The 23,267-nt window shown below is 33.4% G+C and carries 20 protein-coding genes; 6 read left to right on the forward strand and 14 right to left on the reverse strand.

Features of this window, described 5'->3' with window-relative positions:
• Positions 1–185 precede the first annotated feature (185 nt).
• Both ACN0WI_RS01165 and ACN0WI_RS01170 read right to left on the reverse strand, forming a co-directional pair.
• Positions 186–812, reverse strand: coding sequence for a hypothetical protein (locus ACN0WI_RS01165; RefSeq protein ID WP_417884772.1), 627 nt, complete (start codon positions 810–812; stop codon positions 186–188).
• Between the two features lie 101 nt (positions 813–913).
• Positions 914–1,903 (reverse strand): hypothetical protein, encoded by a 990-nt coding sequence (locus tag ACN0WI_RS01170; RefSeq protein ID WP_417884773.1) that lies wholly within the window; start codon positions 1,901–1,903, stop codon positions 914–916.
• Positions 1,904–2,216: 313 nt separating this feature from the next.
• On the opposite strand from ACN0WI_RS01170, the gene ACN0WI_RS01175 reads away from it, so the two are divergent.
• Positions 2,217–2,549: a single-stranded DNA-binding protein gene (locus ACN0WI_RS01175; protein ID WP_417884774.1), complete on the forward strand. Its 333-nt coding sequence runs from the start codon at positions 2,217–2,219 to the stop codon at positions 2,547–2,549.
• Between the two features lie 43 nt (positions 2,550–2,592).
• Here the strand turns inward: ACN0WI_RS01175 and ACN0WI_RS01180 are convergent, their stop codons facing one another.
• The 6 genes from ACN0WI_RS01180 to metG form a co-directional block, all read right to left on the reverse strand.
• On the reverse strand, positions 2,593–4,365 hold the full coding sequence (locus tag ACN0WI_RS01180) for a sodium:solute symporter family protein (protein ID WP_417884775.1): 1,773 nt from the start codon (positions 4,363–4,365) through the stop codon (positions 2,593–2,595).
• Positions 4,366–4,407: 42 nt separating this feature from the next.
• Positions 4,408–4,662 (reverse strand): DUF4212 domain-containing protein, encoded by a 255-nt coding sequence (locus ACN0WI_RS01185; protein WP_417884776.1) that lies wholly within the window; start codon positions 4,660–4,662, stop codon positions 4,408–4,410.
• A gap of 364 nt (positions 4,663–5,026) precedes the next feature.
• Positions 5,027–5,929, reverse strand: a complete 903-nt coding sequence (locus ACN0WI_RS01190; RefSeq protein WP_417884777.1) for a histone deacetylase — start codon at positions 5,927–5,929, stop codon at positions 5,027–5,029.
• 7 nt (positions 5,930–5,936) lie between these two features.
• Positions 5,937–7,409: a hypothetical protein gene (locus tag ACN0WI_RS01195; protein ID WP_417884778.1), complete on the reverse strand. Its 1,473-nt coding sequence runs from the start codon at positions 7,407–7,409 to the stop codon at positions 5,937–5,939.
• Positions 7,410–7,486: 77 nt separating this feature from the next.
• Positions 7,487–8,857: a H(+)/Cl(-) exchange transporter ClcA gene (clcA, locus tag ACN0WI_RS01200; RefSeq protein WP_417884779.1), complete on the reverse strand. Its 1,371-nt coding sequence runs from the start codon at positions 8,855–8,857 to the stop codon at positions 7,487–7,489.
• Between the two features lie 44 nt (positions 8,858–8,901).
• A complete protein-coding gene (gene metG, locus ACN0WI_RS01205; protein ID WP_417884780.1) occupies positions 8,902–10,989 on the reverse strand; it encodes a methionine--tRNA ligase in 2,088 nt (695 codons plus the stop codon).
• A 154-nt stretch (positions 10,990–11,143) separates the two neighbouring features.
• On the opposite strand from metG, the gene ACN0WI_RS01210 reads away from it, so the two are divergent.
• From ACN0WI_RS01210 to nadB, 4 genes are all read left to right on the forward strand, one after another.
• Positions 11,144–11,722 (forward strand): hypothetical protein, encoded by a 579-nt coding sequence (locus ACN0WI_RS01210; RefSeq protein WP_417884781.1) that lies wholly within the window; start codon positions 11,144–11,146, stop codon positions 11,720–11,722.
• A 2-nt stretch (positions 11,723–11,724) separates the two neighbouring features.
• Positions 11,725–12,084 carry a YraN family protein gene (locus ACN0WI_RS01215; RefSeq protein WP_417884782.1) on the forward strand — a complete coding sequence of 120 codons (360 nt, stop codon included), beginning with the start codon at positions 11,725–11,727 and terminating at the stop codon, positions 12,082–12,084.
• 240 nt (positions 12,085–12,324) lie between these two features.
• Complete coding sequence (nadA, locus tag ACN0WI_RS01220; protein ID WP_417884783.1) at positions 12,325–13,320, forward strand: quinolinate synthase NadA; 996 nt, start codon at positions 12,325–12,327, stop codon at positions 13,318–13,320.
• A gap of 10 nt (positions 13,321–13,330) precedes the next feature.
• Positions 13,331–14,926 (forward strand): L-aspartate oxidase, encoded by a 1,596-nt coding sequence (gene nadB, locus ACN0WI_RS01225; RefSeq protein WP_417884784.1) that lies wholly within the window; start codon positions 13,331–13,333, stop codon positions 14,924–14,926.
• Positions 14,927–15,006: 80 nt separating this feature from the next.
• Here the strand turns inward: nadB and ACN0WI_RS01230 are convergent, their stop codons facing one another.
• On the reverse strand, positions 15,007–17,070 hold the full coding sequence (locus ACN0WI_RS01230) for a M13 family metallopeptidase (protein WP_417884785.1): 2,064 nt from the start codon (positions 17,068–17,070) through the stop codon (positions 15,007–15,009).
• 199 nt (positions 17,071–17,269) lie between these two features.
• The gene (locus ACN0WI_RS01235; RefSeq protein WP_417884786.1) at positions 17,270–17,848 is read right to left on the reverse strand and encodes a hypothetical protein; all 579 of its coding nucleotides are present in this window, start codon (positions 17,846–17,848) and stop codon (positions 17,270–17,272) included.
• A gap of 161 nt (positions 17,849–18,009) precedes the next feature.
• Between ACN0WI_RS01235 and ACN0WI_RS01240 the strand changes: the two genes are divergently transcribed.
• Entirely contained in the window at positions 18,010–18,972 is a 963-nt protein-coding gene (locus ACN0WI_RS01240; protein ID WP_417884787.1) for an NAD-dependent epimerase/dehydratase family protein, read from the forward strand.
• A 70-nt stretch (positions 18,973–19,042) separates the two neighbouring features.
• On the opposite strand, the gene ACN0WI_RS01245 is transcribed toward ACN0WI_RS01240, so the two are convergent.
• From ACN0WI_RS01245 to aspS, 4 genes are all read right to left on the reverse strand, one after another.
• Entirely contained in the window at positions 19,043–19,237 is a 195-nt protein-coding gene (locus ACN0WI_RS01245; RefSeq protein WP_417884788.1) for a cold-shock protein, read from the reverse strand.
• Between the two features lie 104 nt (positions 19,238–19,341).
• The gene (locus ACN0WI_RS01250; RefSeq protein ID WP_417884789.1) at positions 19,342–19,584 is read right to left on the reverse strand and encodes a hypothetical protein; all 243 of its coding nucleotides are present in this window, start codon (positions 19,582–19,584) and stop codon (positions 19,342–19,344) included.
• 9 nt (positions 19,585–19,593) lie between these two features.
• A complete protein-coding gene (locus ACN0WI_RS01255; RefSeq protein WP_417884790.1) occupies positions 19,594–21,384 on the reverse strand; it encodes a chloride channel protein in 1,791 nt (596 codons plus the stop codon).
• 60 nt (positions 21,385–21,444) lie between these two features.
• Entirely contained in the window at positions 21,445–23,196 is a 1,752-nt protein-coding gene (aspS, locus tag ACN0WI_RS01260; protein WP_417884791.1) for an aspartate--tRNA ligase, read from the reverse strand.
• Positions 23,197–23,267: the final 71 nt, after the last annotated feature.

Consider the following 23,267-nt stretch of genomic DNA (forward strand, 5'->3'; position numbering starts at 1 on the left):
TGAAATTGTTTAAAGTAAACTCCCTGGCGAGAGATTTTTTTTAAAAATAGGGATTTTGAGACAAAAAAGTGCCTAGCCAGGGAATTCTATCAATTTTTAGACTGCATTATTTGTAAAAGGTTTAATTCAATTTTATAAAGCATCAATAAGTTGTGGTTTTTTACTTGCTTTTAGCGATTCGTTTTTTAATCGAAATTGTATAAGCATTGACTTCCAAGTGCTCCGCTACCGTATTCTAAAACAAATTTTTTGTTTACTAAAATATATCTACAACTGTCTTTATATTCTTCAATTAATTTATCCTGAATTGGTTTGCTAAAAACATTAAATGAATACATTCCCATTCCACTTCTTTTAAATCCAATTTTGGTTGGTTCACCGCTTTCAATTTGAATACAATCTACTTTATCTAGTTTTTCTTTTAATTTTTTTAATGTTTCTCTAGACCATTCTATTGGTTTGATTATACTATCCATTTTAGCCGTGCTTATTTTCAAGTTCCAATCTAAAAATATTGTTTTGTTTGGAATTAAAGATTTAGAGTCTAAAGCTTTAATTCCGAATCTTCCCAAAGTGTTATTATCTTTAAATTCAATCTCAACAATTCTGTTTTTTGGTACTATTTCATTAAAGTATTTCTTCAGTTCATAAATTTCGGTCTTATTTTCTTCAAAATTTTCTTTTAATTCAGACACAGAATAATCTTTATCGAAACCTCCAAAAGCAGATAAAATAAGTATTAACCAACCAATAAAAATTAAAATACTGACTCCTATTAAAATCGATATTCCTAATAAAACTTTCTTAAGCATTTTTTGGTTGAATTTAAATGGCTAGTTTTTTCTAAATAGAGTTTTCTCAGTCTGTACTGTTTGCAGTATTATGGTTACACAAAACCATTTGCGGCAGTATTTTATATTTCATTAATAGATTTTATTAAATTCGGATTAGATTTACCATAACTAACAACTTTAATATCCAAAGGAATATTTTTAAATTTTCTGATTGCTTTTTGCAACGATTCTAAAATCCAATATTCTTCATTTCCAAATGCGCCACCACCAACCAGTGTTAGAAATACTTTATTTGAATTATTATTATTCATATTTATTACTCCGGCATAAAGAGATGCTTCATAAGTTGCTTCTAAAATAACCCTAGCAAAATACTCCCAATAAAAAGATTCAATTTGGCTGTATGCTACCGGAAGGGCTGAACAATATATTTGAGAAACTTTATGTTTTGTATTAGATATGGTAACTTCTGTATTCCACTGAATTCCAATTTTCAGTTTCTCTTTTAGACTTTCTCTTTCTGTTAGTGTTAGTTGGGCTATTTTTTTATTGATAGTTAGAAGTCCTTTTAGGTTTACCAATGCGTAACCATTTTGCATTTTCCATAGATTCAACTTGTCATTGCCCAATTCTTTGCCTATTAATTCCAAACAATCTATTTGATTATTAGCTGTTTGCCCTACTTGTCCATTTACTTCTGCGAAATAATTCCGATATATCGTTCCTGCTCCACAAGAAATTGCGCAAGCTGGACCTTGTGTGTAATCAAATTCATATCTGTCTATACCGTGTTCAGGTGTTACAGACTTACTAACCATTTCAAGCAAATTAAACTGTGAAGCGGCTTGAAATAGAGCATTTGAGTTTTCAATTTGAGTATGTAGTTTTTGTACATCAGCAACAATTTCAGTTACTTGAATTTTCCCGTTGTAATCTTTTATATTTTTGTTCTGCTTTTTAAGTTCATACAAAGTTGGGACTTCTAATTTTCCATATGAAAATCTTCGAGAATTAACGAGTGAAACAATTTCACTTCCATTAATCTCAATATTCTTTTTTACATTTTCGGGTGATTCTTCTTTGAATCCTGTTAGTTGCTCAAACCACATTTATTTAATTTATGTTTTTTCAACTTGTTTATAAAACGATATTTTTTGGTTTTATTTCCCGTTTTTCCTGAAAATTCCGAGAATAATAAAAAGAGTAATCCCATAAAACACTCATTCTTGCTATACTACCCTAGTAATTTCGGTATAAAAATCTTGAGAATTTATAACTAAACTTTTAAACATTTACAATCGTTTACAAACGAATACATTCGAAAACAATTAATTATTAGACGATTAAACTTTTTATTCGCTAGTAAGTTTGTCCTGTTGGAATGAACAAATGATTTTTAACGTTTATCTAATTTTAAATGATATGAGTAGTTTAAGAAATAATGTGAAATTGATTGGGAATGTAGGAAATCAACCTGAAATTGTAAATTTAGAATCCGGTAAAAAATTAGCTAAATTTTCTATTGCCACAAACGAATATTATAAAAATGCTAAAGGAGAAAAAGTTTCTGAAACCCAATGGCATAATTTAGTAGCCTGGGGGAAAACGGCAGAATTGGTAGAGAATTATGTGCCTAAGGGTAAAGAAATAGCTATTGATGGTAAATTAACTAATCGTAATTATGAAGATAAAGAAGGTAATAAACGTTATGTTACCGAGGTTATTTGTAATGAGATTGTATTATTGGGAAAATAACGTAGAACTACGCAGTAAAATTTTTATTTACTGCGTAGCTTTATTAATGTATTTGTGCTTCTCCCGCTCCGCTAGGTATTCGAATATTTTCAACTATTTCTTGAACATTTTCTGGAGGAGCAGGAGTAAGCCTTGAAATAAGTAAAGCTAAAACAAAATTAACAATCATGGCAATTACGCCAAATCCTTCTGGAGAAGTTCCAAATAACCATTTACTTTCCGGAAGTGGTTCCATAATGCCTATAAGTCCGGTTTTAAAAATAATCATATATATTAACATCAGGCTAGTTCCTACCACCATTCCCGTTACTGCACCTTGGCGATTCATTCGTTTATCAAAAATCCCCAAAATAATTGCAGGAAAAAAAGAAGCTGCAGCCAAACCAAATGCTAATGCGACGACTGCCGCTACGAAGCCCGGTGGATAAATTCCAAAGAATCCTGCAATAATAATAGCAACTAAAATGCTTATTCTGGCTATGAGCAATTCTCCTTTATCAGAAATATTAGGTTTTAATTGTTTTTTTACGAGATCGTGAGATACTGAAGTTGAGATAACCAGTAGTAACCCCGCAGCAGTAGATAGAGCAGCAGCAAGGCCTCCTGCAGCTACTAACCCGATCACCCAATTAGGTAGTTGGGCAATTTCAGGATTGGCTAATACCATAATATCTTTATCTACATAAAGTTCATTTTCAGTATTTGTTGGATTGCTAACAATACGTTCCCCATATATCCCTCTTTTTTCAGTAAAAACAGGTTTCCCATTTACGGCATCCGTATTTCTGTATTGTATCTTTCCGTCGTTATTTTTATCGGTCCAAGAAATTAATCCTGTGTTTTCCCAATTTTTAAACCAAACAGGTAACTCGGTATAAGCAGTTTCATTTACTGTAGTAATTAAATTTGTTCTTGCAAAAACAGAAACAGCCGGGGCGGTAGTATATAAAATAGCGATAAGCAACAATGCGTATCCGGCAGATTTCCGGGCATCTTTCACCTTAGGAACAGTAAAAAATCGAACAATAACGTGTGGTAATCCAGATGTTCCAGCCATTAATGCTAAGGTGATCGCAAAAATATCCCAGGTAGATTTACTTCCGCTAGTATATTCTTTAAAACCTAGTTGTGTATGTAATTGATCGAGTTTGTCTAAAAGAAAGGTGCCATCTTCAATGCGTCCACCCATACCAATTTGCGGAATAGGATTTCCCGTCATTTGTATAGATATGAAAATAGCCGGTACCATAAATGCAAAAATTAGTACACAATATTGGGCAACCTGAGTATAGGTAATTCCTTTCATTCCGCCTAGAAAGGCAAAAACCAGCACAACAGCCATTCCTATAAGTACTCCCTTGGTGATATCGACTTGTAGAAATTGAGAAAAAACAATTCCCACGCCACGCATCTGCCCGGCTACGTAAGTAAATGAAACAATCAAAGCACAAATGATAGCAATGGTTCTTGCTGAATTAGAATAATAGCGGTCGCCAATAAAATCGGGTACCGTGAATTTCCCAAATTTTCTCAAGTAAGGCGCAAGCAAAAGCGCTAATAATACATAACCACCTGTCCACCCCATTAAGTAAACAGATCCATCATAACCACTAAAGGAAATAAGCCCGGCCATAGATATAAACGAAGCTGCGCTCATCCAATCTGCAGCCGTGGCCATTCCATTGGCTAATGGGGAAACACCACCACCTGCGATGTAAAAATCTTTTGTAGAAGAGGCTCTTGCCCAAATAGCAATACCAAAATAGAGCGCAAAGCTAATACCGACTAAAATCCAAGTCCATAATTGAACGTCCATAGTTAAGATATAAAGGTTATTTGTATTTTGATTTCGTCAGTTTTACTCGGAGTATCCGTATTTTTTATCCAATTTATTCATTAGTCTTATATAAATAAAAATGAGAATCACGAATACATAAATAGCGCCTTGTTGGGCAAACCAAAAACCAAGTTTAAATCCGCCTATTTTAAATTGATTTAGAAAATCTTTGAATAATATTCCTGCTCCAAACGAAACGGCAAACCAGACACTTAATAGAATGACTAAATATTTAATATTTTCTCTCCAGTATTTTTTAGCATTGTTTTTTTTCAATTTTTAGAGAAATTTATTGTTGATTTAATATTTAAAGTAATAAAAATTTATTAAAAATCAATTTTTATTACGGGAATAGTATCCTGTACTTTCCTGTTTATTAAGGTAGTATACTCTATATTTGATGAGTAAGGAAACTTTAGTTACTTACCAAAAAAATAAAAATGATTAAGAAAGCTAATGTTTACCGACTTTAACTAGAAACCGTTCCTAAGCTTAAAGAAGAAGTTTACCATCAAAAAATCGAATTTGAATTTCCAAATCATGATGAGATCTTAGGAATTATAGCTGTGGTGAAATTGAGATAGCTTTTTGAAACTGAAACTATCGAATTTGCCAAATTTATGAAGAAGCTAAAACGGAGCTAAAAATAGATGTTTTGTGCCAAGCGATAGGTGTTAGCATGGGCTTCAATAATATATTTTATTTGTGGTGAATAACCGCCACCCATACTACATTGTACTGGTATTTGAAGGTCGTGGCAGGTTTGGAGTACAAATTGGTCACGTTCTTTACAACCAGCAATAGAACAAGAAAGCCGCCCCAATTTATCGGTTTCTAAAATATCTACACCGCATTGAAAGAAAATAAAATCCGGCTGAACTTTTTCGATTAAATTGGGTAAGGTTTCCTTCAGATTTTTCAAGTAATACTCATCTTTAGAACCATCCGGAACTTCAATATCTAAATCTGAAATTTCTTTTTTGAAGGGATAATTTCCTTTTCCGTGCATTGAAAAGGTAAACACCGAATCATCGTTTTTAAAAATTTCAGCTGTACCATTTCCTTGGTGTACGTCTAAATCGATAATCAAGAATTTTTCAGCTAAATTTTTTTTCTGAAGATGTCTCGCTGAAATAGCCTGATCGTGTAAAAGGCAAAACCCTTCACCATGGTCGGTATATGCATGGTGAGTGCCTCCAGCAATATTCATTGATATGCCATTTTCTAGTGCATAAAAGCTACTTTGTATAGTTCCGCCTGCTATTATAATTTCTCGATCTACCAATTCTTTTGAAAGCGGAAAACCGGTTTTTCGAATGGCTCGCCTACCTAGCGTAAGATTCAATAAATCGTCTACATATTTTTTATCGTGAACAGCAAGAATATCATCTAATTCAGCCGGTTTTGGACTAAAAAAATGCTGTGCTTCACATGTACCTTCATACAAAAGCTGTTTGGGTAACAGCTCGTATTTTTCCATTGGGAAACGATGATTTTCCGGCAACGGATGTTTATAGATAGGGTGGTAAGCAATTTTAAGCACAAATAGGTTATTTTGAAAAATTCATAATTCGATAAGCTTCACCCTCCTTGTTATAATAGCCATAATAAATAGAATTATTCCATTCAAAAACATTTTCGGCAATAGGATCATGCAGTAATTTTGCATATTTTTTTATACGGTCGAAAGCATTTTCTGGAATTTCCCCTTCAATATGATTAAAATTACTATCGAATAAACATTTAATTCTAACCGATTTACCATAAGCATACGTAAGATATGAAGATAACGAAAGATTAATGTTAGAACCTATAGGTACTGTCATCATTGTCGGGGCTCCCATTCCCATTCCTGGTGTCGGAGCCATCATAAAGGTGCTACTGCTGCCATAGTAAGGTTTAGTGAAACTTCCCATGGTGATTATATATTTATTATTTTTCTTCTGAACAGCAACACTAATATCTTCATTATCTATTTTTTTCAAGAATTTTGATGTTTTTTTTAATTCTCGATGGGGAGCAAAAATACTACCTTCTTTATCTTGAATAATAGGTGTATTTTTAAATGGAATTACGTCATCTTTATTTACATGTAATTTTTTTAGCACGTTTGCTGTGTTTCTGTTTTTAGCTTCAAAAAAAAGTTCGTCAGCGTTTCCAACAATTTGATAAATATTATCATCTAGTAAAAATGATTTACTGAAAAAACGTTCTTCAGTTGAATATTTTGGCTTTTCGAAACGCGTAATGTCAGCCTTATAATCTTTTAAATCGACAGCAATAATATAGGTTTCGTAAATACTTTTATCTAAGGTTAATTCGAAACCTTTATCGGTTTCATAAAGTTTATTCATGGCTCCTGCAAGTTCCACGCTAACAGGAAATTCGGTGTCAATTTTTCTCAACTCAATCGGGTCGGGACTACTTTTTTTTAAATTTTTCAACATTCCGTATAGGTTGAGTTTTTCATTATCAGCAATTCGAAACGTATAATCTATAGGGATAAGATGTTTTTTAGGATACAATCCTTCAAACTCATATAATTTTAAAACTGATCGCTTTTTCGGAGTTGTAATTAGATATAATTTATTGTTTTTACTTAGGCTTTCAACATATTGCTCTCCACGAAGTTTAAAATCGAATTCTATTTCTTTTGTTTTTCGATTTTTAAAATCAAATAATATTGATCCAAACTGTTTTCCGTTTCTATGTTTTAAATACAAGATTGTTTTTTGTTCCTTTTGAATATAACCTATAATTTCTGAATATTTTTTCGGCAAACCATCTGATACTAAAGAGTCTATTCGCTCACTATTTTCGTTGTATATATAAGCATTTATGGTTTTGTTGTCATCAATAAAGACGCTCAAGGTTTTGGTGTTAGGATTGGTTATGGTAAACGCATCTTTAACTGACCGATGACTTTCTTTTAAATCGTTTGGGATACTAAAATACTGCTGGGCTTTTGTGTTTAGAAATGAACTAAAAACAAATAGAAGTGCTAAGATGTAATGTTTTTTCATTGTTGAAATTGATGATTTGATATTGAATTTACTATATAAAAAGAGGTGTATTTTTTAATACACCTCTTAAATATTATTTATGAATTTGGAACGCTTTGTACCTCGGTTTCTTTTGCTTTTAGTAACGTCCTTTTTAATAAAGAAGTATAAACAGGTTTGTTTCCTAGGAAAGCAGTACATACTGATGCTGTTACTGTTGATATAATTAATGGCAGCGTAAGTTCGTAATTAGAAGTAATTTCTATAGCTAGCATTATTCCGGTAAGTGGAGCACGTACTGTTGCTGCAAAAATAGCAGCCATTCCTGCTACGGCATATACACCTGTTTGATCTATTAAAGAAGGATCTATTGCTTGTACTACATAACCAAAAATCATCCCGAAAATAACTCCTAGGGTTAAAAGTGGGGCAAAAATACCACCGGGTACTCCAGAGCTATAACTTAATACCGATAAAATTAAACGCCCTACAAACATGATAATAAGTACCCAAATTCCAAATGAGTTGTTTAATACATCCTTAATAGTTGTATATCCGGCACCTGTCATGTCCGGAAAATAAATACTTAGAATGGCAATTAAAGTACCTAATCCTAATCCGAAGAATAGTACAGGATATTTAAAATTATCGAAAAATTGTAACGATTTTAGTAAAACAGTATTAAATAACAACCCTATAAAGCTAAACAGTAATCCTAAAACACCGAAAAGCCATATTTCATGAATATCGGGTGATGCAAATACACGTATGCTTAAAGCAGGATCTCCACCAATTAAAAATCGAACAATTATATCTGCAGTTCCAGAACCAATCATGATTGCGGCTACGGAATAAAAATTGAATTTAAAATGGCCGTGCATTTCTTCAATTACAAAAACAACTCCTGATAGGGGTGCGTTAAAAGCTCCGGCTAAACCAGCAGCAGCACCAGAAGAAAGTAAAGGGTTATTTTGTTCATCGGGTTGTTTAAAAATGTCTTTAATCATTTTCCCAACGTTGGCACCAATTTGTACAGTAGGCCCTTCACGTCCTAATAACATTCCGCTTCCTAAAGAAAAGATTGAAGCAAAAAATTTAACGGGAAGTATGCGTTTCCATCGTGTTGGCCGTACTTCATCTAAAGCACCTTCAATTTCTTGTATTCCGCTTCCTCCAGCTTCCGGAGCAAACTTTTTAACACAAAAAAGAGCTATTAAAATAGCTCCTATGACCAGCAAAATTAAACCTGTTCCTTCTAATATTGATGAAAAGGAGAATGTAAATTCTCCATAAAGTGCTTCCCGAACATGCTCTATTTTAGAGATTATAATTCGGAAAGCTGAAGATAATAAACCGGCTACAATACCGATGATCACCGCGCAATATAAAACCTTTACATTTTTTGCATCTGCTTTTAAACTACGTTGTGCTACTTTATAGAAGTAGATTGTTTTCCTTCTGGTTCTCATTTTATTACAAAATTATTTGTCAGAAAATTAGCCATATGATATGACTAGTTAATTGTGGCACCATTGTTTACTTGTTCTTCATCTGGATTTACAAAAACAAGTTTCCCATTGGCGTTTTCGGTTAGCAGTATCATCCCTTCACTTTTTACTCCTCTTAACTTACGAGGAGCTAGATTGGCCAATACGGTCACCTTTTTTCCGAGTAATTCTTCTGCTTTATAATGTTCGGCAATACCAGAAACGATAGTTCGTTTATCGATTCCTGTATCAACTTTCATAACCATTAATTTTTTTGTTTTCGGCATTTTTTCAGCCTCGATAATAGTCCCCACTCGTAAATCCATTTTAGTGAAATCTTCGAATTGAGTGGTTTCTTTTTGTGGGTCTACCGATTGATTTTCTTTGTTATTAGCTGCTTTGGTTGCTTCTAGTTTTTGCAATTGTAATTCGATTTTTTCATCTTCAATTTTACTAAAAAGCAATTCCGCTTTACCAATTACATGTCCGGCAGGAAGTAAGGCTTCGCGAGTTGTAATTTTATCCCATTGCGATAATTCACCTTCGTTAAGGTTTGCTTCTTCGGAAGTGAATTTTAAAATTTCTTTTAATTTGTTAGAACTGAATGGTAAAAATGGCTTACTAAGCGTAGCTAAAGCTGATGCAATTTGAAGCGCTACATACATAATAGTTTTTACGCGTTCCTCATCAGTTTTTATTAGTTTCCAAGGTTCTTCATCTGCCAAATATTTGTTTCCTAATCGAGCAAGATTCATTAATTCAGATTGAGCTTCTCTGAATCGGTATTTTTCTATAGAACTAGCAATAACTGCTGGATAAGCTTTTAGAGCAGCAATAGTTTCCTTGTCTAATTGAGAATATTCTCCAGGTGTTGGTACTTCTCCTTGGTAATATTTGTTAGTAAGCACTACTACACGATTAATAAAATTACCGAAAATAGCTACTAACTCATTATTATTTCTGGCTTGAAAATCTTTCCAAGTAAAATCATTGTCTTTAGCTTCGGGAGCATTAGCAGTTAATACATAACGTAACACATCTTGCTGTCCTGGAAAATCTTCTAAATACTCGTGTAACCAAACAGCCCAATTTTTAGAAGTAGATAATTTTTTACCTTCAAGATTTAAAAACTCATTAGCTGGTACATTCTCCGGTAAAATATAATCACCGTGAGCTTTTAGCATTACCGGGAAAATAATACAGTGAAAAACAATATTATCTTTTCCAATAAAATGAATAAGCTTGGTGTCTTTATCTTTCCAGTACGGTTCCCAATCTTTTCCTTCGCGCTTAGCCCATTCTTTAGTAGATGAGATATAACCAATTGGTGCATCAAACCAAACATAGAGTACTTTCCCGTCAGCACCTTCTACCGGAACAGGAATTCCCCAATCTAAATCTCGAGTTACGGCACGAGCGCGCAAACCATCATCGATCCACGATTTTACTTGTCCGTAAACATTCGATTTCCAATCGGATTTATGTCCTTCTAAAATCCATTCTTTTAACCAGTCTTCATATTGATCTAATGGCAAAAACCAATGTTTCGTTTCTTTTAAAGTAGGAGTAGCACCTGTAATTGCCGATTTTGGATTAATTAAATCAGTCGCATTTAAAGAAGTACCACAACTTTCACATTGGTCTCCATACGCTTCTTCATTACCACATTTTGGGCAAGTACCGGTAACAAATCGGTCAGCTAAAAACTGTTTAGCTTCTGCATCGTAAAGTTGTTGGGTGGTTTCTTCAATAAATTTTCCGTTTTCATATAGATTTTTGAAAAATTCTGATGCTGTTTTATGATGAATATCAGCAGAAGTTCTCGAATAATTATCAAATGAAATTCCGAAATTTTTAAATGAATTTTTAATAATCCCATTATATTTATCAACAACATCTTGCGGAGTAACTCCTTCTTTTTTAGCTTTTATAGTTATAGGGACACCATGCTCGTCACTACCACATACAAAAGCAACATCTTGACCTTGCATTCGTAAAAAACGGGCATAAATATCAGCAGGAACATATACGCCTGCTAGATGCCCAATATGAATGGGACCGTTGGTGTAAGGTAAAGCTGCCGTAATTGTATATCGTTGTGGCGTTGTACTCATATTTTTCTTTTTTAGTGGGCTGCAGTAAGTTTACACGTTAAAGTCTTGCAAAACAACATGCGGCCTTTAATTTAGTTTCTAATTTAGTGGAAAATTAAACCTATTTTAGTGCTTTATTTTTCCAGGGTCAAATTTCAGTAAAAACTATTCAATTATGAAAAAAATACTCACTATACTTTTCGCCTTTTTAATACTTTCTTGTGGAAGCCGTAAAAACAGTGCAAAATCAGACCGATTTACGCTTGAATCGCTCGAAGGAAAAACAAATTCTGAGATTTTGGAGCTATATCCAGATGCGCAACCTGAATCTGGAACAAACCTAAAAGATGTAATTGAAGAAGAGGCTGAAGACAGGCAGTATACTATTCTATATCCAGATACGCCAGATGAGATTTTGATATCTTGGAAAGATGATGCTAAAACTTCGATTTATGATATTTATTATAATAAAGATGGAAAATGGCAAAGTGAAAAAGGAATTCAGGTAGGTACTTCTTACGATCAGCTAGTGAAACTCAACGAAAAACCAATACAATTTTACGGATTTGGTTGGGATTATAGCGGAGCTGTAGATTGGAATGGTGGTAAATTGGAAGATTCTAACATTCGAGTATTTTTAGCACCGGAAGGTGATATTCCTAATCCATTTTATGGAGATCGAATTATAAAAGCTTCCGAAGAGGAAATCGCTAAATTAAATTTAAAGGTAGCGGCCATTATGTACCGTAAATAGGAATGGCGAAGCATAACGAAATCGGTAAACAAGGAGAGGAGCTTGCGGTAGATTATTTAAAAAATAAAGGATTTACCATTTTAGAGCGAAATTATCGGTTTAAACGTGCTGAAATTGATATTATTGGTTTTAAAGACGAATTTTTAGTTGCTGTTGAGGTAAAAACACGGAGTACAACGTATTTTGGAGATCCGCAAGATTTTGTAAAATCAGGCCAAATTCAACGATTGGTAATGGCTATTAATCAGTTTGCAGAACAACGCTCAATAGATGCTGAAATTCGTTTTGATATTATAGCCATTATTCTACATAAAACAACACCTCAAATTCAACATTTTGAGAATGCTTTTTATCATTTTTGATTATAAGTATCTCAATATTTTATTTTCTTCGGAAAGATAATGCTGTTTTTCTGTATAAAAAGGTATAAAATAGGGAGATATATGGTATGCGTTAAAAAAATCTGTAATTTTAGGGCGGCTAATATGTTGAGTGGTGTCTGATGCTGAATCAATAGTATTGAAATTAATTTCAATTGTACCGCCAACCTTATTGCAAATTGTAGAAGACAATATTAATTGAACATTGAAATTTTTGAAACAATGGATCAAACAACAATCCTTGAAAAAGAGGGGTTTTTAAATCTCCCTATTGATAAGAATTTAAATTTAATAGAAGAAATAAAGAGGTTAAAGAAGGAAAAAAATGCTGTAATTTTAGGGCATTTTTATATTACCGGAGACCTTCAAGATATTTCAGATTATACAGGAGATAGCTTAGGTTTAGCACAAAAAGCAGCGAATACCGATGCAGATATAATTGTTTTTTTAGGTGTTCATTTTATGGCAGAAACTGCCAAGATTTTAAATCCGAATAAAAAAGTAATTATTCCCGATTTAAAAGCTAGTTGTTCCTTAGCTGAATCGGCTCCTAAAGATAAATTTGCTGCATTTAAAGCACAATATCCCGATCATAAAGTTATTTCGTACATTAACTGTACAGCAGATATTAAAACACTCTCCGATGTAATTTGTACATCGAGTAATGCAGAAGCTATTGTAAATAGTTTCCCAAAAGATCAGCCTTTAATATTTGCACCCGATAAAAATTTAGGGAATTATATTAATAGTGTAACCGGCCGAGATATGGTGCTTTGGGACGGAGCTTGTATGGTTCACGAAAAATATTCGCTAGAGAAAATATTAAAACTGAAAAAAGAAAATCCGGGAGCTTCTATAATTGCGCATCCGGAATGTGAAAAACCAGTTTTATTAGTAGCCGATTTTATAGGTTCTACTACTGCTTTGTTAAAGCATGTAGAAAATAGTGATAAACAAACCTTTATTGTTGTAACTGAAAGCGGAATTTTACACCAAATGAGTAAAAACAATCCCGATAAAACCTTAATTCCGGCTCCGCCAAACGATTCTACTTGTGCTTGTAACGATTGTGCTTACATGAAATTAAATACTATGGAGAAGTTATTTTTGTGTTTAGAGCACGAGCAGCCCGAGCTTCATCTTAACCAAGAACAAATAGAGAAAGCTAAAAAACCAATCGAAAAAATGTTGGACATTTCAGCTAAACTTAATTTATAGAATTACTCTTTTGGAAAAAATATATACTTCAGACTTTCTGGTAATAGGTAGTGGTATTGCTGGACTAACATATGCTTTAAAAGTAGCTGATTTCGGAACGGTACACATTGTAACTAAAACTGATGGTTCTGAAAGTAATACAAAATATGCGCAAGGTGGAATTGCTGCTGTCTGGGATAAAGATGATGATTTTGAAAAACATATTGAAGACACTCATATAGCTGGTGCTGGGCTTTGCCATCAAGATGCTGTTGAAGTGTTAATTAAAGAAGGACCGCAACGTATTGCAGAACTTATAGAACTTGGAGTCAATTTCGATAAAAAAGCCGATAAAAAAGAATTTGATCTTGCTCGAGAAGGAGGACATTCTGCACATCGTATTTTACACGTTCGAGATTTAACCGGTGCAGCGGTACATAATGTACTCTTAGAAAAGGCAAAAAAACATCCTAATATTTCGATTTTCGATAATCATTATGCACTCGATCTTATTACCGAACATCAGGTGCTTAATAATTTACAATCGGCTTTTAATATTTGTTTTGGCGCTTATGTACTAAACGCAAAAGAGAAGCATGTATTTCCGTTTCAAGCCAAATTTGTAATGTTGGCAACCGGAGGTGCTTCTAGAGCCTTTTTGCATAGTACTAATCCTAAAATAGCTACAGGAGATGGTGTGGCTATGGCTAATAGGGCTGGAGTTCGTATTGCTAATATGGAATTTATTCAATTTCATCCGACTGCATTATATAACCCGGGGAGTGAATCTTTTTTAATTTCTGAAGCGTTACGTGGGCACGGAGGTTTACTTCGGAATAGCGATGGTGAACGTTTTATGGAAAAATATGATGAGCGTTTAGAATTAGCACCACGAGATATAGTAGCACGAAGCATTGATGCTGAAATGAAAGAACGAAGAGAAGAGTGTGTTTATTTAGATATGACACATTTTGACAAAGAAGAACTAACAACCCGTTTTCCTCATATTTATAAAAATTGCTTAGAGAATATTCAGTTAGATATTGCAGAGAAACCCATTCCGGTTGTCCCAGCCGCACATTATAGTTGTGGCGGAGTAATGACGTCACTTTCCGGACAAACGTCTATGCAAAATTTATATGCTTGTGGCGAAGTGGCCCATACCGGCGTGCATGGGGCAAATCGATTAGCGAGTAATAGTTTGTTAGAAGGGCTTGTTTTTGCGCATAGAGCCGCCGAAAAAGCCAAGCGTAAACAATTACGTCCGTTCCGAGATATTGTAATTCCACAGTGGGATGAGAGTGGAGTATATAGCCAATATGAATGGTATTTAATAAAGCACAACTTCGGAGAAATCCGAAATATTATGTGGAATTATGTAGGAATTGTACGCTCTAAAGAACAATTATATCGGGCAGCACGACGAATGTCGGTTATTTATGAGGAAGTAGAATCGTATTACAGTAAATCTAAAATTACTAAAGATTTATTAGAATTACGAAATTTAACAACGGTGGCTTACATGATTATTAAATCGGCCTTACGAAGAAATGAAAGTAGAGGGTTGCATTATATGATTGATCATCCTGAAAAGAAAGAACAATTTCTAAAAGACACTATTATTTAGTTAAACGAATAAATTTTTGTAATAAAAAAACCGATGCTTTTAAACATCGGTTTTTTTATGGAATATCGATACAATTTCGATTACCAGATTTTTACACGATCTTCAGGAGCTACATACATGCTATCTCCTTCTTTTATATTGAAAGCGTTATAAAAAGCATCAACATTCTGAAGTGGAACATAAGCTCTATACATACCTGGAGAATGCGGGTCCGTTTTGATTTTATTCTTTAGAGCTTCGTCTCTCATTTTTGTTCTCCATACTGTAGCCCAAGAAAGGAAGAAACGTTGTTCTGGAGTAAACCCATCTATTTTTCCAGGATTTCCGTGCTCTTTTAAGTGAATTTGTAAAGCATCGTAAGCAGCATTTACACCACCAAGATCTCCAATATTTTCACCTAAAGTGAATTCTCCATTAATATAGGTGCTATCTAGTACTTCTATAGCACTAAACTGATCAGCAAGACTTTTTCCAAGTTTTTCAAATTGTTTTAAATCCTCATCTGTCCACCAATTGTTAAGATTTCCTTTAGCATCAAAACGAGCACCACTATCATCAAAACCGTGAGAGATTTCATGACCGATAACAGCACCAATTCCACCATAATTAACAGCAGCATCGGCTTTATAATCGTAAAATGGAGGTTGTAAAATGGCTGCCGGGAATACAATTTCATTATAACTAGGGTTATAATATGCATTAACAGTTTGTGGAGGCATGTACCATTCTGTTTTATCTACTGGCTCGTCTAATTTGTCTAAGTTTTCAGCAGTATTCCATTTGCGTACATTCATCATATTTTGAAAATATGATCCATTTTCTGGACTTTCAATATCTAATGAGCTGTAATCTTTCCACTCGTCAGGATACCCTACTTTTATGGTGATGGTTTCCAGTTTATGAATGGCTTTTTTCTTAGTATCTTCACTCATCCAACTTAAGTTATTGATACGTTTTTCATAAGCTTTAATAAGGTTTCCAATCATTTCCTGAGCTTTTTCTTTAGCTTCAGGAGGGAAGTTTTTTTCTACATATAACTTACCTAAGGCTTCACCTACAGTTCCGTTTATGGTTGCTAAAGCCCTTTTGTTACGGGGACGTTGTTTTTTAGCTCCACGCAATGTTTTGCTGTAAAAATCCCAGTTAGCTTTTTCAATATCAGTAGAGAGAATTCCTGCTGCATGATCAAGAAGCGTCCATTTTAAATAGTCTTTCCAGTCTTCTACATTGTTTTTAGCAATAACTTTTTGCATTGCTTTCATATATTTAGGTTGGCTAACAATAACTGTATCAAGTTTACCAACTCCTATTTCTTCAAAATATCTAGTCCAATTAATAGCTGGAGTTAGTTTTTGTAACTCTGCTAATGTTTTTGGATTATAGGTGTTTCTAGCATCTCTTCTTTCTACTTTATCTAATCTTGGTTCAGCTAGACTAGTTTCGAATGCTAATACTTTTTTGGCTATTTTTTCAGATTCTTCTTTAGAATAGTCTAAAAATTGCATCATTCTAGTGATGTGCTCTTTATATTTTTCTCTTTTCTCCTTAGAGTCAGAATCTTCAGCAACATAATAATCACGATCAGGTAAACCTAAACTTCCCGGAGAAACGTAACCTACATTTTTATTACTATCTTTAGCATCTGCACTTACACCAAATGAGAAGAACCCTGCACCTCTATAGGCTTCCATTTCAGTAAGATATTTTTGTAGATCTTCTTTATTTTCAATTTTGTCTACTTTTTCAAGATACGGAAGCAAAGGCTTAATGCCTAGTTTGTTTCTAGATGCTGTGTCTATAATAGATTTGTAAAGAGTTACAGCTTTAAACTGATCAGATCCTTCTGGAAGTGTATCGTTTTTAGATGCACTTTCTAATAAAGCTAAGGCATCATTTTCGGTACGTTCTCTAAGTTCCATAAAGCTACCCCACGTAGTACGATCACTCGGAATTTCAGTAGAATCTAACCATTTTCCGTTTACATATCGGAAGAAATCTTGTTTTGGCGATGTAGTTGTGTCCATATATGCCAAATGTATACCGTGAACTTCTTCTTGTTTATTGGTTTTCTCTTCTTGCTTACAGCCTACCAGCAAAGATGCTGAAAGAGCAGATAAACATAGCGTTTTTGTTATATTTCTCATGTATAGAAATTAAATTAAGTAATGCGAATGTACTAAAAGAGACGCATTTATTTAAAAAAGTTACACATCGAAATGCTTAATTTGAAATAATGATATTGAAATTTAGGATTTTCAATTCTAAAATAATTATCTTATTTTAATAATTTTCGATTATAAATACATATTCTAGAAATATGATTTAATAATGTATAGCGCTTGTTTATTTAACTGGTTTTGCATCATCTAGACTATCTTTTTCTCTTAATTCTTGTAATCTTTCTTCGTGTAGTTTGTCTAGTTTTTCTTCAAAATCTTTTATAGTTTGCAAAAATATTTCATTAATCTGGATATTCAAATTGTTGAATTCTTCAGGTAATTCTATGCTCACTTTTTTAATTTGTTCCGCATTTGGTATTTCATTATTTGCTTTTTGTTCTAAAACTTGAGCTTTTGTATTTAAAACAGTTAGCCTTGCTATAACTGATTTGGTTTGTAAAGAATCAGGTACGGAAACCGCTAATGCTTCCATTATTTGAGCAATACTTTCTGCATTTTCAATAACCGAATTCACTGAGGTTTTTGAGAGTTTGTCGATTTCATTTTTTGCAGTTATATATTCAGCCCATTTCAAAGCATGTACCTTAGCTTTATCTGATAAAGCAATAGTAGCTTTTTTTGCTTGATAGCTAGCTGTGTATGCCTTGGTTTCTCGAATATCTTTTTTGGGTGCTTTTTGTTGTTCTTTTTTACAAGAAAAACATAGAGAACAACTTATTAAAACTAAAAAAAAGTACCGCATGTTTGTAATTTATAAAAATAGAATTACAAATATAAGTTTTTAAAAATAGCTGAGTTGTAAAAAGTATTCCTTGAAAAATATATAATAATAAAAGGACTGTTGTACTTTATTTTATTGTTTTCTTAATAAATAGATATATTTGCCTAAAAATTTTAAAAATAATGGTCAACAAAATTCTCGTTATAGGTGCCTGTGGACAAATTGGGACTGAGCTAACGCAAAAACTTCGTGAAATTCATGGATCTAATGCTGTAATAGCTAGTGATATAAAACCCGGAGCTCCAGGACTTATGAATGCTGGACCTTTTGAAGTTGCTGATGTTATGAATGAGGAACAGGTTAAAAAAATAGTTGTAGATCATAACATTAAGGAGGTTTATCTAATGGCAGCAATGTTAAGTGCTACTGCCGAACAGAATCCATTACGAGCTTGGGATCTTAACATGAAGTCTTTATTGTTTATTCTGAATTTAGCCAAAGAACGGTATATTGAAAAAATATTTTGGCCATCTAGTATAGCTGTGTTCGGGCCAACTACACCTAAAGAAAATACACCACAAGATACTATTATGGATCCTAGTACAGTATATGGAATAAGTAAACAAGCAGGGGAGAGATGGTGCAGCTATTATAATGATAAATTTGCTGTAGATGTAAGAAGTTTACGTTATCCAGGTATTATAAGCTATAAAACAAAGCCCGGAGGAGGAACTACTGATTATGCTGTAGAAATTTTTTATGAAGCAGTACAAAACGGAACATATACTTCTTTTATAGATAAAGACACTTCTTTACCTATGATGTATATGGAAGATGCTATTAAAGCTACTGTTGATATTATGGAAGCTCCGAAAGAATCTATTAAAGTTAGATCTTCTTATAACTTAGCTGCAATGAGTTTTACACCAAAAATATTGGCAAATTGTATACAAAAACATTTAGCTAATTTTACAATAGATTATAAACCCGATTTTCGGCAACAAATAGCAGAATCTTGGCCGTCTTCTATTAATGATTTAAATGCTAGAGAGGATTGGGGATGGAAGCCTAATTATGGAATAGAAGAGTTAGCAAAAGGGATGTTAGAAGGAGTAAAAAAACAACTGGATAATATCGAGTTTTGATTTTAGAGAAAAAATAAAGCCGCTTAATGCGGCTTTTAATTTGAATACTTATATGTTTTTTAACTATATGTTATTCAATCACGCGAACTTGGTCTGCATTAAGACCTTTTCGACCTTCTTTCTCAACGTACTCCACTTTATCTCCTTCGTTTAGAGATTCACCATCGATCGCTGTAACGTGAACGAAAATGTCTCTTCCTGTGTCGTCGTTAGTAATGAATCCGAATCCTTTAGACTCATTGAAAAATTTAACTGTACCTTCCATTGTAATATAATAATAATTAGTAAAGTACAAACATACTATAATATTATTGAGGTTGGTTCAAGAAAATGTAAAATATTGTATTAAAAGCTAGTTTTTTTGTTAAATTAATCAATACCTCTTTCATTCATTTTTTTCATATTTTCCGGACTAAGGGTGTAATCTTTTAAGTTTTTTCCTCGCCATCTTATTACTAAAAAAATCGGCATAAAAACGAATGATGCTGTTAAAACTGCAACACCAATTATTCGGTTACCGGTTAGTTCATTTTCTAGAATTATTCGATAATAAAAACCAACACCTACAGCAATTAATATTGCGAGTCCTAAGATTTTCATGAAAATTTTCATATTATCAATTTATACGGTTACTTCAATCAGTTTTTGTCTGTAAGCAGTAAGCATTTTAGATTTTGAAATAAAACCAATGTACTTGTTTTCTTTTATAACAGGTAAATTCCATGCGGCACTATGCTGAAATTTTTTCATAATAGTTTTCATACTATCATTTTGTAAGTCTATAGTATCTGGTGCGCGTTGCATGATATCGCTTACTTTTATTTCGTCATATAGATGTTGTTTAAACATGATAGGTCGAATATCATCTAATAAAATGATTCCCATAAAGTTATTATTTCCATCTATCACAGGAAAAATATTTCGAGATGATTTTATTACACCTTTATGAATAACATCTCCCAAATTCATATTAATTTGAAGGGGAACAAAGTTTTTTTCAATAATCTGGTTTATATTCAACAAGGTTAGTACGGTTTGATCTTTGTCGTGTGTTAAAAGCTCTCCTTTCTTAGCCAATTCCATAGTATAGACCGAGTGTGGTTGTACCGTATTGGTAATTAAATAAGAAATTAAAGCGGTTATCATTAAAGGTACAAATAACTCGTAACCACCCGTTAATTCGGCAATTAAAAATATGGCAGTTAATGGAGCATGTAAAACACCTGCCATTAATCCGGCCATTCCTACCATAGTAAAGCTACTAGTAGAAATGGGCTTATTTAATAGTCCAGTGTTATTAACTATTAATGCAAAACAATGCCCTAATGCACTTCCCATAAATAGAACAGGAGCAAAAATACCACCAACACCACCAGCCGCGAAAGTTAGGGAAGTAGCTATAATTTTAAAGATCACTAATCCGGTTAACAGTAAAATTACAACCCAAATGTTATCTAAAAATTCATTTAAAAAATTAGTCCCTAGAGCTTGTAAATAATTTTCAGCTAGTAAATTATTGATTACGCCATAGCCTTCTCCATATAGAGGAGGAACTAGAAAAACGAGTATTCCTAAGCATCCGCCTCCAATCAACATCCGATAAAATTGATTATTAATTTTGCCGAAAATTTTATAGATTTTGAAATAAATGACTGTAAAATAGATAGATCCTAATGCTGAGATACAGCCAAGAATAATATAGAAGGGAACTTCTGAAAAATGAAAACTATCTTTTAATTCAAATGGTAAAAGCGTATCTGAACCAAAGAAAAAATAAGAAGTTAAAATAGCAGAAACCGATGCCATTAGTAATGGTAGCATACTAACGAGCGTTAGATCTAAACTAAAAACTTCTATTGCAAAAATTATTGCAGCTATAGGGGCTTTAAAAATAGAACTCATAGCACCAGCAGCAGCACAACCAACCAATAAAGTACGTGCACTTTGATTCATTCTAAAAAGTCTAGATATATTAGAACCTAAAGATGCACCCGTAGCAACTGTAGGACCTTCTAGTCCCACAGAACCCCCAAAACCAACAGTAAGTGGCGCTGTAAGTATGGAGCCATACATTTGGAATGACCTCATAATTCCCTTTCTCTTAGAAATAGCATATAAAGTAGAAGGAATACCATGCCCAACATCTTTTTTAAGTACCTTTTTTATAATAAAAAGGGTAAGCGCTAAACCAATTAACGGAAAGATGAAATAAAAAGCATGATGGTAGGTAATAATCACCTTTGCTTCTAATAAATCTTGAATAAAGTGAGTCAGGTTTTTAATAATAACTGCACCTAGACCTGCTGTAAAGCCAATTATTACACTTAATATTAATATAAACTGCTGCTGAGATAAATGCTTTGTCTTCCAAAGCAAGAATCGATGTAAACCGGGGATTGTTTTTAAAGACATTGGCTAAACCTCCAATTTTAGTGCTAAAAAAATCCTGTTGAAAAACAGGATTTTTTATTATTAATTAAGATCTACTTTTAAGCTTAGTTCTTTTAATTGTTCGTTATCTAATTTAGATGGAGCATCAATCATTACGTCACGTCCTGCATTGTTTTTAGGGAATGCAATAAAGTCACGAATGGTTTCTTGTCCACCAAGAATAGCTGTTAAACGATCGAATCCGAAAGCAAGCCCGCCATGAGGTGGTGCTCCGTATTGGAACGCATTCATTAAAAACCCGAACTGCTCTTTTGCTTCTTCTTCTGTAAAACCTAAATGGCTAAACATTTTAGATTGGGTTTCTTTATCGTGAATTCTAATAGAACCACCTCCAATTTCATTGCCGTTTAATACTAAATCGTAAGCATTTGCTCGTACTTTCCCAGGGTCTGTTTCCAATAATGGAATATCCTCAATTTTTGGAGAAGTAAAAGGATGGTGCATTGCATGGTAACGTTCTGTTTCTTCGTCCCATTCTAATAAAGGAAAATCGATTACCCAAAGTGGTGCAAAATCATTAGCTTTTCGTAAACCTAAACGTTCAGCCATTTCCATACGTAGAGAACTCAATTGTGCTCGGACTTTATTGGTTGCTCCGGAAAGAACACAAATTAAATCACCTGGTTTTGCATTGGTTTTTTCTGCCCATTTTGCTAAATCTTCTTTCTCGTAAAATTTATCTACTGAAGATTTAAAGCTTCCATCTTCATTATACTTTGCGTAAACCATTCCTAAAGCACCAACTTGAGGACGTTTTACCCAATCTATTAATTTGTCTATTTCTTTACGGCTATAATTAGCACCTCCTGGTACTGCAATACCAACTACTAATTCTGCTTCATTAAAGATTTTGAAATCTTTGTGTTTAGTAACTTCGTTAAGTTCGCCGAATTCCATTCCGAAACGAATATCTGGCTTATCGTTACCATATTTTTTCATGGCATCATCATAAGTCATTCGTGGGAATTTATCAACTTCAACTCCGTTAACTTCTTTTAATAGGTGTCTAGTTAAACCTTCGAAAATTGATAAAATATCTTCTTGTTCAACAAAAGCCATTTCACAGTCAATTTGAGTAAACTCCGGTTGTCTGTCGGCTCTTAAATCTTCATCTCTAAAACATTTTACAATTTGGAAGTACTTATCCATTCCACCAACCATTAGTAACTGCTTGAAGGTTTGTGGAGACTGTGGTAATGCATAAAACTGCCCTTCATTCATTCTACTAGGTACTACAAAATCTCTAGCACCTTCTGGAGTAGATTTAATAAGGTAAGGCGTTTCAACTTCTATAAAACCTTCGTTAGATAAGTAATTTCTAACCTGCATTCCTACTTTGTGGCGGAATACTAATTTTTCTTTTACCGGATTTCTACGAATGTCTAAATAGCGATATTTCATTCGTAAATCTTCGCCCCCATCTGTTTTATTTTCTATAGTGAAAGGAGGAGTTAATGATGTATTCAAAATACTCAATTCATCAACTAAAACTTCAATTTCACCAGTTGGAATATTAGGATTCTTAGATTCTCTTTCTATAACTTCTCCCTTAACTTGAATAACGAATTCTCGCCCTAGTGTAGCAGCTTTATCCATTAATTCTTTTGAAGATCGTTCTTCATCGAAAATAAGCTGAGTAATTCCATAGCGATCGCGTAGGTCTACCCAAACCATAAATCCTTTATTTCTAATTTTTTGAACCCAGCCAGAAAGCGTTATCTGTTGGCCTATTTCGGAAACATTAAGCTCGCCGCAAGTATGACTTCTATACATAGTAAAATCGGTGAATATTTTTAAGTGGGGCAAAAGTAATAAGTAAATGTGTTCTGAGTAAATAAACCGTA

The sequence above is a fragment of the Zunongwangia sp. genome, assembly GCF_048269745.1.
Lineage (GTDB): Bacteria > Bacteroidota > Bacteroidia > Flavobacteriales > Flavobacteriaceae > Zunongwangia.